Below are 13,838 nucleotides of genomic sequence, written 5' to 3' on the forward strand. Positions count from 1 at the left end.
TCACCAAGTTGATGGCCTCCAATGAGGGCAAGTTCACAATTCTCGACGTAACTGCTGACCAATTGGCGGCGATGGACGGTGGCCGTAACCTTTGGGTGCCTTACACAATCGCGGCTGGCACATACCCGGGTCAGGACAAAGATGTGAACACAATCGCGCAGCCTAACTTCTTGGCGGTAAACGCGAGCGTTGATGAAGAGCACGTCTACATGCTCACCAAAACCATGTATGAAAACCTGCCGTTCCTGCAGGCGATCCACCCTGCTACAAAGGCAATGATGGTCGAAAGCGCAATGGCAGGTCTGCCAGCACCACTGCACCCCGGTGCTGCGCGCTACTACGCTGAAGTTGGTTTGGAAATTCCAGCCCACTTGATGGCGAAGTAAACGATTAAATCCGATTAAGGGGCGCCGTTCTGGCGCCCCTTCTTTATGTCTTGGGGGGAATTCTAATGACACAAGCAGATAGCTCTACCGCGATACCGCGTTCAGCGCTTCTCGAAATGCCACAAGGTGCGTTGGGCAGTAGACACATTATCTTGCTTTTCGCGCTGCTCTTTGCGGTTTGGCACATTTTGACAAACGTCTACCTGACCGAGCCTGGCCTCTGGCAGAACGCGATCCACTTTGCTGGCTTTGCTTTCTTAGCCTCTGTCACGATCAGTCCTTGGGGCAAACGCGCGCATACCAAATGGGCTTGGATCGCAGATATCATTTACGGTCTGCTGGTCGCCGCAGCTGCGCTTTGGGTCGCTTGGGCCGAAACGGGATTATATGAACGTTCCCTCGCAGTGACTGGACAAGGCTGGCAATTCACGCTGGTGGATTGGGCCGCTGGTTTGCTGTTGATCTTTGCCTGCATCGATCTGTCCCGCCGTGTTTCTGGCTGGGTCATTCCGATCCTTATCCTGCTGTCGTTAAGCTATATCCTCTTCCTCGGCACCATGCTCCCTGGTGTGTTTCGCTCGGCGAGCCTACCGTTCAATGATGTCCTGTTCCGCACGCTTTATAACGACGAGGGCATGTTCGGCATTCTTGGCAGTATCTCTGTCACCAACATCACACTCTTCATGATCTTCGGTGGCTTCCTTGTGGTTTCTGGCGCAAGCAACTTTGTCATCGAAGCCTCCAAGGTCGTTGCGGGTCGCATCAAAGGCGGCGCAGCTTTCGTGGCTGTTCTATCCTCTGCGCTGACTGGCACGATTTCTGGTTCAGCCATCGCGAACACTGCCTCAACAGGTGTCATCACCATTCCGTTGATGAAATCCAACGGCTTTCGCGCGAAGTTCGCAGCTGGTGTCGAAGCGGCCTCCTCCACAGGTGGGCAATTGATGCCGCCAATCATGGGCGCCGGCGCCTTTGTCATGGCGAGCTATACGTCCATTCCATATGGAACCATCGTTACCGTCTCGATCATCCCTGCGCTTTTGTATTTTCTGTCGGTCGCCTTCATCGTGCGCATTGAAGCCATGAAATACGACGCAGGCACGGACATCGATCTGACAGTTGATCGTGGCAAGATGCTATCTGGCGGCCTTGTCTTTATTCTTCCGCTGACAGTGATGATCTGGATGCTGATGTCTGGCGTAACCCCTGCTTATGCCGCGTGTTGGGCAATCGTTTCCTTGATCCTAACGTCATGGGCCACCAGCCTTTTGGCGAAGTTCACAAACAACGGCATGTTCAAACCTGTCAACATGGGACCAACCCAAATCGTAGACGCGATGACCACTGGTATCCGTTCTGCCATCATGACAGCGATCTTGTTGACGGCGATTGGCATTATGAACAACGCGATTGTCACCAGCGGCGTCGGCAACAGCTTCTCGCTGATGATCGCGCAATGGTCGCAAGGCTCGCTCGCGCTGGCGATTGTTCTCATTGGTTTAGCTTCTCTCGTGCTCGGCATGGGCCTGCCTGTGACAGCGGCCTATATCATTTTGGCAATCCTCACGGCCCCTGCCCTTGCTGGTCTAATGGCCGACGCTGTGATTGTTGAACAGCTGATGGTGGGTATCTCTGATCCTGCAAAATCAGGTTTGTTCTTCTTGGTCGATCATCCGCTCGCTCTGCAAGTCGCAAGCGGCATGAGCAAGGCAGAAGCTTGGGAACTCGTGCGCAACATCCCGTTTGAGATCGCAGTCACGATCCGCCCTGTAATGGTCGATCCGACGTTGCAAACCACCTACCTGCTGACGGCACATTTGATCATCTTCTGGCTGAGCCAAGACTCAAACGTGACGCCACCGGTGTGTTTGGCAGCCTTCACCGCAGCCGCGATTGCCAAATCAAAGCCAATGGCGACAGGTTTCGAAAGCTGGAAGATCGCGAAAGGTCTCTACATCGTACCGCTGCTCTTTGCCTACACGCCGCTTATCTCTGGCAACTTTGCAGAGGTGATGCAGATCGGTTTCTTCGCGCTCTTTGGTATCTACGCAACAAATGCGTTGATCCAATGGTACGCGGAAGGACCAATCGGAATTGTAACAGTGCCAATGCTGATCCTCGGCGCAATTGGCGCCTATTGGCCGCTCGCATGGATGCAAAACATTGGCGGCGCTGCACTGGTCATCGCAGTTATCGTACTTTCCTCTAGAGCACGTCGCAGCAATCCACCTGTGAAAGTCGAAGAGGCTATGGCCTAAGTAACCTTCGATCTTAAGAATGCGAAACGGCGGCAGAGTATTCCTCTGCCACCGTTTTTTGTTGTCGTGTTAAATTCGGCTATTCTTTTGCAAGCGTGATATCAAAGGTCACCGCAAGGAACGGTTCATTGACTGAACCTGAAAGCGCCAAACCCTCCGGGAATTCAGAGGCTGGTTTTTCGTGGTACGTCATCACAAGATCGTTGCGCACACCGAACACCGTATCTTGGTCCAGATACGGATCATCCTCGGGGAACACCTCTGTCACGAGGCTGCGGTAACCCGGCGCTTTCACGATGTAATGCAGATGCGACGGGCGCCACGGATGACGTCCGCAAGCATCAAGGATCGCGCCAACAGGTCCATCAGATGGCACCGTATATTCGACTGGCTTCACTGTGGTGAATGCGTATTTGCCGTCATCACCGACAGTCATCAAACCATGGAAAGAGAACGTATCTTGTTCCTCATCCTGACTTGCATAAAGCCCGTTGGGAGCAGTCTGCCAGATATCCAGCTCAGCGCCCGCAATCGGATTGCCATCGGTGTCTTTGATCGTGCCCTCAGCCAGCAAAACCGGACCGCCGAAGTGACGTTTCATATCGCCGCCAACTTCCAAGGGCGGAGCGCCTGAAACGTGAAATGGTCCGAGCACAGAGGACGACGTCGCATCTTCGCGTGAGTGCAGCATATCGACCAAAGACGACAGTCCCAGAACGTCGGATGCCAAGACGAATTCATGGCGATCTTCGCTTTCAATCGCGGCGCAGCCTTCCAAAAACTGAATACCTGTGCGCCACTCATCATGGGTCAGGTTCGTCTCGCGGGCAAAGTCGTGCAGATGTTGAACAAGCGAGCCCATGACCTCACGCATACGCGGGTTCATGTCGTCAGACATATAGCCTTTGAACACATCGGTGATGTTGTCTTTGGTGACGTTGCGCATGGTATTTACCTTTAGAGTAGAGCGAGACTTAGGATCGGGAATTCGATCAAGATGAAGAGGATAATCAGCATCACAAAGGCGAAGGGCAGCGCGCCCATGAAGACGTCTTTGAGCGAAATGCGATCATCGTTGAGCGTCGATTTGATCACAAAACACGATATGCCAAGTGGCGGTGTCAGCAGACCAATCTCAGCGCCGACAACCGTGATGATACCAAACCAGATGAGTGACAAATCCAGCGCTTCGACGAGCGGCAGGAACAATGGCACAACGATCAAGATGATGGATGCTGTATCAAGCAGCGTTCCAAGGAAGAGCATCAACAGAACGTAGAGCAACATGATCGTCCAGAACGATGCAGAGTTGCCTGCGAGCATATCTTGTAGCTGATTAGGCAGACCCGCGAGGCCTAACATGCGCGAATAAATCGACGCAGCTGTGATCAGGAACAAGATTGCTGCCGTGATATGCCCGGTTTCCAGCAGCGCTTCCCAGAAGCCTTTGAGCGACATGGATTTGCGCACGATAGCGATGATCAGAGCAACCAGCGCACCTGTCGCCCCCGCTTCCACGGCTGTCATCCAACCGGAATAAATGCCGCCGAGAACGATGAAGATCAGGCCAAGCGTTGGCAGTGTCTTGGATGCGATTTCTCGCTTGCTCATCCATTCGGTGTCTTCAACAACGCGGCCACCAACGAAATTCGGTGTGTATTTTCCCATGAACCAAATCGCGCCAACATAGGCGGCGGCCAGCATGATGCCGGGGATAACCCCCGCAAGGAACATATCGCCCACGGATTGTTCGGCCACGAAACTATAGATGATAAGCATTGCAGAGGGTGGGATGATCATTCCCAAAACGGACGATCCAGCCACAACACCAACGGCAAAGCGCGGGTTGTAGTCTTGGTTGATCATCTGCGGCACGGACACTTTGGTAAAGACGGACGCTGAAGCAATGGACGATCCTGTCACGGCAGCAAAGACCGCGTTGGCGCCAACTGTCGCCATGCCGATCCCGCCTTTGACCTTGCGAAACCGCATGGTCATGACTTCATAGATGTCGCGCCCTAGCCCCGCTTTCGAGACCACGAGCCCCATAAAGGTGAATAACGGTATCGTCGCAAAGCTATAGACCATCGCACTATCGCCGACAGCAATCTTGAGCAGGTTGAGCGACAGCGTAAAGTTATCGCGCATCAACCAGATCGACACGATGGACACCATGCCCAGCGCAATAGGAATATAGAGGCCAGCGTAAATCAGAAAGACGATGGCAACGACCGAAAGCAGGCCAATTTCAATAGGAGTCATGTGTTTGAGCCGCCTGTTTCAGTGTCTTTGTGTTCGGGCATACGGATCAATTCCGGGCGATCCTGCGCAGTGATGACTTTGAGCGTGAAGATCAGGCAAGCCAGCGCGCTACCTGACGCAATCACCAATTTGATCGGCCACCACGGCACGGTGAAAAGGCCCGGTACGCCAAAGAAATCCCCTGTGTTCCACATCTTAATAAAGTCGGGGAACATGATGTAAGCGATGAGTCCCATGAAGATCGCAGAGACTGCGTTGATGATGCGACGGATGTTCGCGCCGACGTTCGGGCGACGCGTACTGATCACATTCAGAAACCCATCAGAACGGGTCAGCCGGTCGACGCGGACAACATCAGCGAGTTGCAGAAATACGATGAAAACGACGGCCAACTGGACAATTTCGTAAGTGCCCTTCAAAGGCGCATTGAAAAGACCGCGTGAAATAACATCAACGTTAAGAATGACGACCAACGTCAGAACGGTGAACGTTCCAGCAACGTTGGCCGCAATAGCAAGGGTATTCGCGACCCTTGTGAGACCTGCCAGTGCAGTTTTGAGCATGATAAGCCCCCTTCGGGTCGCTAGGAATTAAGGCTTGGACCAGTCACGAACGCCGACAAAACCGGCAGCTTCGAGCTTGGAAAGATACGCTGCAAGCATTTCAGAACCTTGCTCGCCATTTCCATTCAACGTTTCCGCCCACTCTTGTGCGAGGTTTGGAATAGCTGCTGCCCATGCCGCTCGATCTTCTGCGGAGACATCAACAATCGTACCACCCGTTTCAGTGTAGGTCGCTTCGGCTGCCGAAGCACGATCCATTGCGATGCCCGCAAGGTGATCACGGTAGTCGATTGCGACCGCTTCAAGCGTTGTTTTCACTTCGTCAGGCAGGCCATCCCAGTAATCTTTGTTCACTGTGATCGTCTTTGAGTTCACAGCACCAAGATCGGCGCGAAGCATGTAAGGCGCAACTTCAGAGATTTTGAATGTCGCCGCCGCTTCTGGCCAGAGCATACCCGCATCGACGAGGCCCGTTTGAAGCATGTTGTAGAAGTCCGTCAGACCACCACGTACGCCAGCCGCATCGTTGATACCTTCGAGGTAGCGAAGGTTCATACCAGCGCCTGCAACTTTCTTGCCTTCAAGATCGTTTACGGACGCAACTTCGCTTGTTGAAAACACCTGATAGCTGTTCAGAACAACGCCTGTTGCCAAGTAAACTTGGTTCTGAGCGGCAAATTCGTTCTGCATTGCAGGGAATTCACGGGCAATTTCATCAACCGCTTTCGCAACAGCGCGCGCATCAGACGAAACGAACGGTGTAACCGCAGAAATCGCTTGGCTTGGCAGTTTGGATGAGTGGAAGATCGTTGTAACGATACCGATATCACCAAGTCCCAACTGAACGCCCTCAAGAACGCCTTTAGGCTTCACGATGGAACCACCGTAGTTTTCTTGCCAATCCATCACATAGTTGCCGGTTTCGGCAAGGCGACGATCAACCTCAGGAATGAAGAAATTTGTGAATTCTTTCACCCAAAGCGCGCGCGCGGGGTAGCCGTCGATAACAACCGCGGAAATTTTCTCCTGCGCGACGGCTGGCATTGCAGCCATTGTCGCAAGTGCCGCGCCCATCAGGCTGCGTCGTGTCCAGTTCATCATGTGTTTTCCTCCCAGAAAATTAGGCCTTTTGGCCCAGTTAATATGTTATGCCTTCTTGACCCAGTTCACGGTAAGATCCGTTCCCGCAGCTTCGAAAAGCTTTGCGATTGCGCAGTATTTGGCTGTTTCAGTTCCCACCAAATTCAGCTCTTCTTGGCTTGCACCTGTGTCGCAATTCACAGTCAAGGTAATTGCAGGGAACGGTACGTCGATCTCCTCCTCCATGAGGACGCCGCGCCGATCAAATTTGCAATTCGCATCGATTGTGATTTCACCCAAATCGATACCCAGACGTTTTGCGTTCTTGTGACCGATTACATTTGTACACGCGATCAGCGCTGTCATTGCGGCCTCAGTCGGCGTCGGTCCAAGGTTGGTCCCTCCGCGTTCTTCAGGTTCGTCAATGACGACATTCAAATCACGGACAGGGATTTCGGTGCGCGCATGCGTTGGGCAAGTTGCCGTTGCACGATACGTCACCACTGTTTTCATCTTTACTGCCATATTACCAATCTCCCATTAGATAACGCTACAGACCTTATCGAATTCAAAACGAGGCAGCTTTTGGAACAAGGCCGTTTCGTCTGCGTATCCGATATTACATAAGAAGTTGGATTTCAGACTTGTGCCAGCAAAAAACTCTTCATCGACGATTTTGTTCGAGAAACCTGACATCGCACCGACGTCCAACCCAACCGCGCGCGCTGCAATCATAAAGTAGGCGCCTTGCAGTGTCGCATTGCGATCTGCCGTGTCTTCGCAATAGGCGTCATTGCCATCAAACAGGTGCCGACGATCTTCGTGCGGGAACAAGAACGGCAGTTCGTGCCAGAAATTCATGTCCTGCGCGATAATTGCGGTGACAGGCGCGCCCATCATTTTCGCGACGTTTTGCGGCTTTAACGATTTTGCCAACCGCTCTTTGCCTTCCTTCGACTTCACAAAGATGAAGCGCGCTGGAAGTGTGTTCATCGACGTCGCACCATTGATGGTGATGTCGTAGATTTCTTCCAGCATCCCATCAGGAATAGGCTTGTCCGTCCATGCATAATGCGAGCGTGCATCGCGCAGAATCAGGTCGATGGCATCGTCAGAAAGACGATCAATTCGGCGGCGCAAAGCACGATGGTCTTCCTGAGCTTTTGCACGAAGCGCTTCTAGTTCTGCTCCAGTTGGTGCGCTCATTGTGCCGCTGCCTTTGCCGCTTCGAAGTCAACTTCGTCAACGATCGGGCTTGAGCAGATGCCAATGCCTTCGATCTCAATGTCCACGACTTCACCTGGAACCAACCAACGTGGGTTCGGTTTTTTCGCATGGCCAACGCCCGGAGGTGTGCCCATCGCAATCAGATCGCCCGGCTCAAGTGTTGTATATTCAGAAATCGTCGCAATCGTCTGTGCAACGGACCAGATCATGTTGCCTGTGTTAGAGGATTGAAGGATTTCGGTGCCTACACGGCTTTCAATTTTGAGACCCGCGGCGCCTGCTGGCACTTCGTCAGGTGTCACGACAAACGGGCCAATTGCGCCTGTGTTGTCGAAGTTTTTGCCCGGCGTCCATTGGTGCGTTTTGCGCTGATAGTCGCGCACAGAACCGTCGTTGAAGACAGTGTAGCCAAAGACATGATCCAAAGCGTCTGCTTCAGAAATATGACGCCCGCCTTTTCCAACAATGATCATAAGTTCGGCTTCATAATCGAACTTGTCAGAACAGGTGGGGCGGACAAGCGGCGCTCCCGCAGCCATGATCGAATTCTTGCCGCGCATGAACAGCGCCGGGTAGTCGGGGATGTCGTAGCCACCCTCTTTGATGTGATCTGTGTAGTTCAGACCAAGGCAAATGATCGTACCTGGCTTGGCAACTGGAAGCGCTGGAGTGATCGAAGAGACCGCAACGCTCGGCGCACCATCCATCTTTGCGGAAACTGATTCGACAAGCGCAGAGTCGTTGATGAACCCCATCAGATCATCGCCAACTGCACTGTCCAACGCCGTTAAATTAATAGCGTTATCGCCATCAACAGCAAACACTGCATTCCCACTCGCTGTCTCGCCTACCAGATATTTCATTCGCTTAATCCTTGTCAGTTTGGATAAAAACTGCCTACAATATATCCAGAAGTCAATAAATATCGATTTTATTACCAGGGATGTGAACGATGGTTGCTTGGACGGAATATAAAGAAGGTGCGAAAGCCCGAGGTGCTTTGGCGCTTGAACTCTATGCGGCGGTCTCAACCCCTGCGAAAGAACCCCAAGACGTCAAGGCCGCATTGCCTGATCACCTCGCCTATCAAGCTGAGCTTGAGCGCGCTGGTGCACTCGCCCTTGCTGGTCCTATGTCCGACGAGAGCGGCGAAAACATGCAAGGCTTGGGGCTGATCATCTATCGCGCTGAAAGTCTGGAAGCCGCCCACGCACTTGCGGAGAACGATCCAATGCACAAGAGTGGTGCTCGCAGTTTTGTTTTGCGCCGCTGGATGATCAATGAGGGTTCTCTGAACCTCTCAGTCGGGTTATCAACGCACACTGCAACGCTCAGCTAAACAAGGGACGCCAGGCATGAACAAGATGGATGACACTCGCGGACGGGAAACCTCTGCAACGCGCGCCGCATATCTATCTCTGCGGGACATGATCCTAACTGGCGCCCTGCCGGCAGGCAAAAAGCTCAAGATTGAACAGTTGCGCACCCTTTTAGATACGGGTGCCTCCCCTGTGCGAGAAGCGCTAAGCCTGCTGACATCTGACATGCTCGTTGAGCGGATCGATCAGCGCGGATTTCGGGCAGCCGAGGCCAGCCTCGCCAACTTTGAAGAAATCCTGTCCCTACGTTGCGCGCTTGAAGAAATGGCCCTGCGCCAATCGATCGCCAATGCAACGTCCGAATGGGAAGAAGGATTGGTCGTCGCGCATCACCGCATGAAGAAGCTGACCGATTCCCCAACATTTGAAGACGCGCATAAGTCGTTTCATATGGCTTTGCTTGAAAACGCGAATTCGCCGATTTTGGAACGCTATTGTAGCCAGCTCTATGATTTGAACATTCGCTATCGGTATCTTGCTGCGGGCGGCGAAAGCTACCAATCCCGTGATATTTCTGCAGAACATGATCAAATTCTCGAAGCTGCCGTCCAACGCGACGCGGACGCAGCTTGTGCCGCTTTGCTGAGCCATTACCGCCTCACAGGCGCTTATCTCGCGAAGCGTTTGGATAAACTTAATGTTTTGACGATTTAATCAAGGTACTTGAAATAATATCGATATTATTGCAGTGTTCATTCTGAAGACGGAGAAAACACCTTGCAAAGAAATCGATTCCTAGGCGACATCCTTTCAACTTTGTTCGACCGAAGCGGTTTAGTCCGCGGAACCGATGATACACGCGACATTTACGAGCTGTGTCGCGCCCTGATTTCAGAAGAGGGCGAAGTCTCCGGCCAAAAGCTCGCAGCGACTGTGCTGGAACGCTATCGGGCCTTGGAAGACGACGACAAACCCGCATTCTTTAAATTCATGAATGATGAAATGGACGTCGACGCCGAAGCCTTGACGATGCTTGCAGCCGCCTATGCGGCTAACCCAACACCAAATGCTTTCAAATCACTCTCCCAAGCAGCAGAGCCAAAGCGCCAAGAATTGCTGCGCCGCTTAAACCAACCTGCCGGCGCAACGGCCGACATCGTGGCGATGCGCGTTGATCTTTTAAAAATCTTAAAGGCAAATCCAGATCTCGACCGGACCAATCAGGATTTTGTTCACCTGTTCAAAAGCTGGTTCAATCGCGGCTTCCTTGTTCTCAAGGCGATCAATTGGGACACGCCAGCACGCATTCTAGATAAAATCGTTGCGTATGAGGCTGTGCATCAAATCAACGATTGGGACGATCTGCGCCGTCGCTTGTATCCACCAGATCGCCACTGCTTTGCGTTCTTTCACCCTGCGATGCCAGATGAGCCATTAATCTTTGTCGAGGTTGCCTTGACCGAAACGATACCCGGATCAGTGACCAAGCTTCTGTCCGAAGGGCGCACCCCGCTGGAAGCAGAAGACGCGAAGGTTGCAGTGTTCTATTCGATCTCAAATTGTCAGAAAGGTCTGACAGGCATCAGCTTTGGCAATCTGTTGATCAAACAAGTGGTAGCAGAGCTGACGATGACCTTCCCCGATCTCAAAGACTTCGTCACGCTGTCACCCATCCCGGGATTGAACCGTTGGTTAGAGACCCAAACCGAGGATGAAGAGCACGGCCATATCGCCAGCGCTATCCTTGATCAAACGGCGCAGGACCAAGACCTGCGCGCGATGGCCGCTCGCTATTTACTAGAGGCCAAACGCAGTGATGGCATGCCCGTTGATCCGGTTGCACGGTTCCATCTTGGCAATGGCGCAGAGGTTTATGACATTCATGCAAACGCTGATACGTCTGAAAATGGTCTTGCACAGTCGAGTGGAGCGATGGTGAATTACCTATATGACCTCTCCTTGACCGAGAGCCACCACGAGGACTTTGCTCTAAAAGCTATTGTGAGCGCGGCAAAACCCGCGCAAACTCTTTCAACTGCGGCTCTATCCGCCAAACCCAAGGAAACGACATCGTGACGAACACTTTGTACGATGCATTATTCGCACGCCACGCCGACAACCCATCTGTCTTTTTGCAACTCGATGATGGAACCGAAATCACCTACGCGGATTTTGTAAAACGTGTGGCGCAGCTCGCCCATGTTTTAACAGATGCAGGCGTCAAACCCGGTGATCGTGTCGTCGTGCAAGCGCCAAAAGTAGCCGACACCATCGCGCTCTATGGTGCTGCGGTTCAAGCTGGCGCAGTCTATCTGCCTTTGAACACCGCTTATACACAAAGCGAGTTAGCCTATTTCATCGAAGATGCTGGCCCTGCCCTCATGGTATGCGATGCGCGCAATGCGGATGAAATCCAATCGATATGCCCCGACGGCACAGCTCTTTTGACGCTTTCCAAGGACAATAGTGGGTCTTTGACCACACAGGCCGACGACAAGGGGACGCGCTTTGAAACCGTTTCGCGTGGCCCTGATGATCTTGCAGCGTTGCTCTACACATCAGGCACGACGGGCCGCTCCAAAGGCGCGATGCTGTCGCATAAGAACTTGCTCGCCAATTCCGAAAGCTTGACCGAGCTGTGGCAGATTACTGCTGCTGATCGCTTGGTGCATGCCTTGCCAATCTTCCACACGCACGGGCTGTTCGTCGCCATGAACACCTCCCTGCTCGCGGGAACCACAGTACGTTTCATGGAAGCGTTTAATGTGGATGCGATCATCGACGAACTTCCCACGGCGACCATGCTGATGGGGGTTCCTACGTTCTACACCCGCTTGCTCGGGGATGATCGTTTAAACAAAGACTTGGTCGCAAATATGCGCCTATTCATATCAGGCTCTGCTCCCTTGCTCGCGGAAACGCATACCGAGTTCGAGGGCCGCACAGGTCATCGCATTCTTGAGCGCTACGGCATGACGGAAACCAATATGATCACGTCCAATCCGTTTGACGGCGAACGTCTCGCAGGGACAGTTGGATACGCCCTGCCCGGCACTGAAGTTGTCATTACAGAAAACGGCGCCCCCGTCGCCGCAGGCGAAATCGGCATGATCGAAGTGCGCGGCGATAGCGTGTTTCAAGGCTATTGGAAGATGCCAGAAAAGACCGCAGAGGAGCTTCGCGAGAACGGGTTCTTCATGACCGGCGATCTTGGCATCATGTCCGAAGATGGCCGTGTTTCCATCGTAGGGCGTCAAAAGGATCTGATTATTTCGGGTGGCTACAACATCTACCCCAAAGAAATCGAAGACGTGATCAACGATGTCGAAGGTGTGCTGGAAAGCGCTGTTTACGGCATTCCACATGCGGACTTTGGCGAGAGCGTGCTGGCCTCTATTGTATTGGACGACAAAACGCTCAACGCCGAAGTGATCAAGGCGCAAGTCGAACCACACCTCGCGCGTTTCAAACATCCGCGCGAATACATCATCACCGACGCCCTACCCCGCAATACGATGGGTAAGGTACAAAAGAACGTTTTGCGCGACGAACACGGCGCGTAAATCACACACGGCAGAAAGCCCTATCGCGATGTCAGCGCGGCGGGGTTTGCCGAATAAAAGACTGACAAAAGAACCATCTGGGAGGATGACATGAAAACTCTATCACGCACGCTCATTGCGGGCCTTTTGCTGACGTCAACAGCTGCTTCTGCACAAATGATCGACGGTCCTGAAGTCAACTGGAGCTTCTCCATGTGGGGCAACCCACGTGCGCTGTCTGCAGGTATGGAAGCGATCGCAGAAGAAGTATCCGAAAAGACGGGTGGCAAGTTCAACATCGAGATTTTCTACGGCGGTCAATTGTCCGGTTCACGCGAAAACCTTGATGGTTTGCAGTTGAACGCATTTGAGGGCGCGGCGATCTGTAACTTCTATCACCCGGGTAAAAACCCTGCGTGGATGGTCTTCTCATTGCCATTCCTGCCATTGGGCGACCCTGCGGTTGACCAATATGTTCGCTCCAAACTGTTTGAGCATCCCGCAATTGTTGCCGACATGGATCGCTGGAATGCGATGCCATATATGTCTGGCCTGTTGCCACAGTATGAAATCCTCGGCAAAGGCGACGCGCCAACTGACTTGAGCGGTTGGGACGGCATGCGCGTTCGCGCAGGCGGTGGTCTAGGTAGCGCTATGGAAGCGCTCGGCGCGACCAAAACAACACTTCCAGCGGGTGAAACATCGACGGCATTCCAACGTGGCGCAGTTGATGCGGCGGCCTTCCCTTACACCTATGCGCACGTGTCTTTTGGCATTGCAGAAGAAGCGGAATGGTTCACATCCAACCTTGCACCGGGCACGTCCGAATGTGGCTGGGTCTTCAACAAGACAGCTTACGAAGGGCTTCCAACGCAGTACCAAGAATTGCTGATGGACCTGCGTAAGATGGGCATGGATACGGAGCAAGCCGCCTATGCTGAGCAGGACAAGAAGAACCTTCCTGTGTTCAAAGAAACCATGCAGGAAATCGTCTACTCAGACGAGCAAATCGCGAAATTCCGCGAAGTTGCAGGCCAACCCGTCTGGGACGCATGGATCGAAGCAAACAGCGACAAGTTCGACGCGCAGGGTCTCTTTGACGCTGTTTGGGCTTATGCTGAAGAAGCAAAGAACCAGTAATGACCATCGTCCGGTCCCTTTGTGGGACCGGACACCACATTCGACTACATGGGAATTAGCC

Annotated in this window: 14 protein-coding genes; 7 read left to right on the plus strand and 7 right to left on the minus strand. The window is 52.9% G+C overall.

The features are described from left to right. Window positions 1-386, plus strand: a 386-nt coding sequence (locus ABJQ89_RS08235; protein WP_348495767.1) for a TAXI family TRAP transporter solute-binding subunit, incomplete at its 5' end; no start/stop codon positions are given. 65 nt (window positions 387-451) lie between these two features. Continuing rightward, complete coding sequence (locus ABJQ89_RS08240) at window positions 452-2,644, plus strand: TRAP transporter fused permease subunit (RefSeq protein ID WP_348495768.1); 2,193 nt, start codon at window positions 452-454, stop codon at window positions 2,642-2,644. Window positions 2,645-2,723: 79 nt separating this feature from the next. On the opposite strand, the gene ABJQ89_RS08245 is transcribed toward ABJQ89_RS08240, so the two are convergent. The 7 genes from ABJQ89_RS08245 to ABJQ89_RS08275 are packed head-to-tail and all read right to left on the minus strand — an operon-like array spanning window position 2,724 to window position 8,639. Continuing rightward, the gene (locus ABJQ89_RS08245; protein WP_348495769.1) at window positions 2,724-3,590 is read right to left on the minus strand and encodes a dioxygenase; all 867 of its coding nucleotides are present in this window, start codon (window positions 3,588-3,590) and stop codon (window positions 2,724-2,726) included. 11 nt (window positions 3,591-3,601) lie between these two features. Further along, window positions 3,602-4,906 (minus strand): TRAP transporter large permease, encoded by a 1,305-nt coding sequence (locus tag ABJQ89_RS08250; protein ID WP_348495770.1) that lies wholly within the window; start codon window positions 4,904-4,906, stop codon window positions 3,602-3,604. Further along, a complete protein-coding gene (locus tag ABJQ89_RS08255; protein ID WP_348495771.1) occupies window positions 4,903-5,469 on the minus strand; it encodes a TRAP transporter small permease in 567 nt (188 codons plus the stop codon). Before ABJQ89_RS08255 ends, ABJQ89_RS08250 begins: the two co-directional genes overlap by 4 nt. Before the next feature lie 27 nt (window positions 5,470-5,496). Further along, a complete protein-coding gene (locus ABJQ89_RS08260) occupies window positions 5,497-6,570 on the minus strand; it encodes a C4-dicarboxylate TRAP transporter substrate-binding protein (protein ID WP_348495772.1) in 1,074 nt (357 codons plus the stop codon). 45 nt (window positions 6,571-6,615) lie between these two features. Further along, complete coding sequence (locus ABJQ89_RS08265; protein ID WP_348495773.1) at window positions 6,616-7,074, minus strand: OsmC family protein; 459 nt, start codon at window positions 7,072-7,074, stop codon at window positions 6,616-6,618. Window positions 7,075-7,089: 15 nt separating this feature from the next. Beyond that, entirely contained in the window at window positions 7,090-7,755 is a 666-nt protein-coding gene (locus ABJQ89_RS08270; RefSeq protein ID WP_348495774.1) for a malonic semialdehyde reductase, read from the minus strand. Further along, the gene (locus ABJQ89_RS08275) at window positions 7,752-8,639 is read right to left on the minus strand and encodes a fumarylacetoacetate hydrolase family protein (protein WP_348495775.1); all 888 of its coding nucleotides are present in this window, start codon (window positions 8,637-8,639) and stop codon (window positions 7,752-7,754) included. The genes ABJQ89_RS08270 and ABJQ89_RS08275 overlap by 4 nt, the downstream gene beginning before the upstream one ends. Window positions 8,640-8,728: 89 nt before the next feature. Here ABJQ89_RS08275 and ABJQ89_RS08280 point away from each other — a divergent pair, with 89 nt between their 5' ends. From ABJQ89_RS08280 to ABJQ89_RS08300, 5 genes are all read left to right on the plus strand, one after another. Continuing rightward, window positions 8,729-9,115 (plus strand): YciI family protein, encoded by a 387-nt coding sequence (locus ABJQ89_RS08280; RefSeq protein ID WP_348495776.1) that lies wholly within the window; start codon window positions 8,729-8,731, stop codon window positions 9,113-9,115. Window positions 9,116-9,131: 16 nt separating this feature from the next. Further along, on the plus strand, window positions 9,132-9,809 hold the full coding sequence (locus ABJQ89_RS08285; RefSeq protein ID WP_348495777.1) for a GntR family transcriptional regulator: 678 nt from the start codon (window positions 9,132-9,134) through the stop codon (window positions 9,807-9,809). A gap of 63 nt (window positions 9,810-9,872) precedes the next feature. Then, entirely contained in the window at window positions 9,873-11,171 is a 1,299-nt protein-coding gene (locus ABJQ89_RS08290; protein ID WP_348495778.1) for a malonyl-CoA decarboxylase, read from the plus strand. After that, window positions 11,168-12,658: an AMP-binding protein gene (locus ABJQ89_RS08295; protein WP_348495779.1), complete on the plus strand. Its 1,491-nt coding sequence runs from the start codon at window positions 11,168-11,170 to the stop codon at window positions 12,656-12,658. Before ABJQ89_RS08290 ends, ABJQ89_RS08295 begins: the two co-directional genes overlap by 4 nt. 90 nt (window positions 12,659-12,748) lie before the next feature. Continuing rightward, window positions 12,749-13,777 carry a C4-dicarboxylate ABC transporter substrate-binding protein gene (locus ABJQ89_RS08300; RefSeq protein ID WP_348495780.1) on the plus strand — a complete coding sequence of 343 codons (1,029 nt, stop codon included), beginning with the start codon at window positions 12,749-12,751 and terminating at the stop codon, window positions 13,775-13,777. Window positions 13,778-13,838 lie beyond the last annotated feature (61 nt).

This window comes from Planktotalea sp., from assembly GCF_039984035.1.
Taxonomy (GTDB): domain Bacteria; phylum Pseudomonadota; class Alphaproteobacteria; order Rhodobacterales; family Rhodobacteraceae; genus Planktotalea.

Coding starts and splice junctions, on each gene's coding strand:
- ABJQ89_RS08270 (WP_348495774.1), bottom strand. CDS start 7,755: ATGAGCGCACCAACTGGAGCAGAACTAGAAGCGCTTCGTGCAAAAGCT.
- ABJQ89_RS08275 (WP_348495775.1), bottom strand. CDS start 8,639: ATGAAATATCTGGTAGGCGAGACAGCGAGTGGGAATGCAGTGTTTGCT.
- ABJQ89_RS08245 (WP_348495769.1), bottom strand. CDS start 3,590: ATGCGCAACGTCACCAAAGACAACATCACCGATGTGTTCAAAGGCTAT.
- ABJQ89_RS08255 (WP_348495771.1), bottom strand. CDS start 5,469: ATGCTCAAAACTGCACTGGCAGGTCTCACAAGGGTCGCGAATACCCTT.
- ABJQ89_RS08250 (WP_348495770.1), bottom strand. CDS start 4,906: ATGACTCCTATTGAAATTGGCCTGCTTTCGGTCGTTGCCATCGTCTTT.
- ABJQ89_RS08265 (WP_348495773.1), bottom strand. CDS start 7,074: ATGGCAGTAAAGATGAAAACAGTGGTGACGTATCGTGCAACGGCAACT.
- ABJQ89_RS08300 (WP_348495780.1), top strand. CDS start 12,749: ATGAAAACTCTATCACGCACGCTCATTGCGGGCCTTTTGCTGACGTCA.
- ABJQ89_RS08285 (WP_348495777.1), top strand. CDS start 9,132: ATGAACAAGATGGATGACACTCGCGGACGGGAAACCTCTGCAACGCGC.
- ABJQ89_RS08280 (WP_348495776.1), top strand. CDS start 8,729: ATGGTTGCTTGGACGGAATATAAAGAAGGTGCGAAAGCCCGAGGTGCT.
- ABJQ89_RS08240 (WP_348495768.1), top strand. CDS start 452: ATGACACAAGCAGATAGCTCTACCGCGATACCGCGTTCAGCGCTTCTC.
- ABJQ89_RS08260 (WP_348495772.1), bottom strand. CDS start 6,570: ATGATGAACTGGACACGACGCAGCCTGATGGGCGCGGCACTTGCGACA.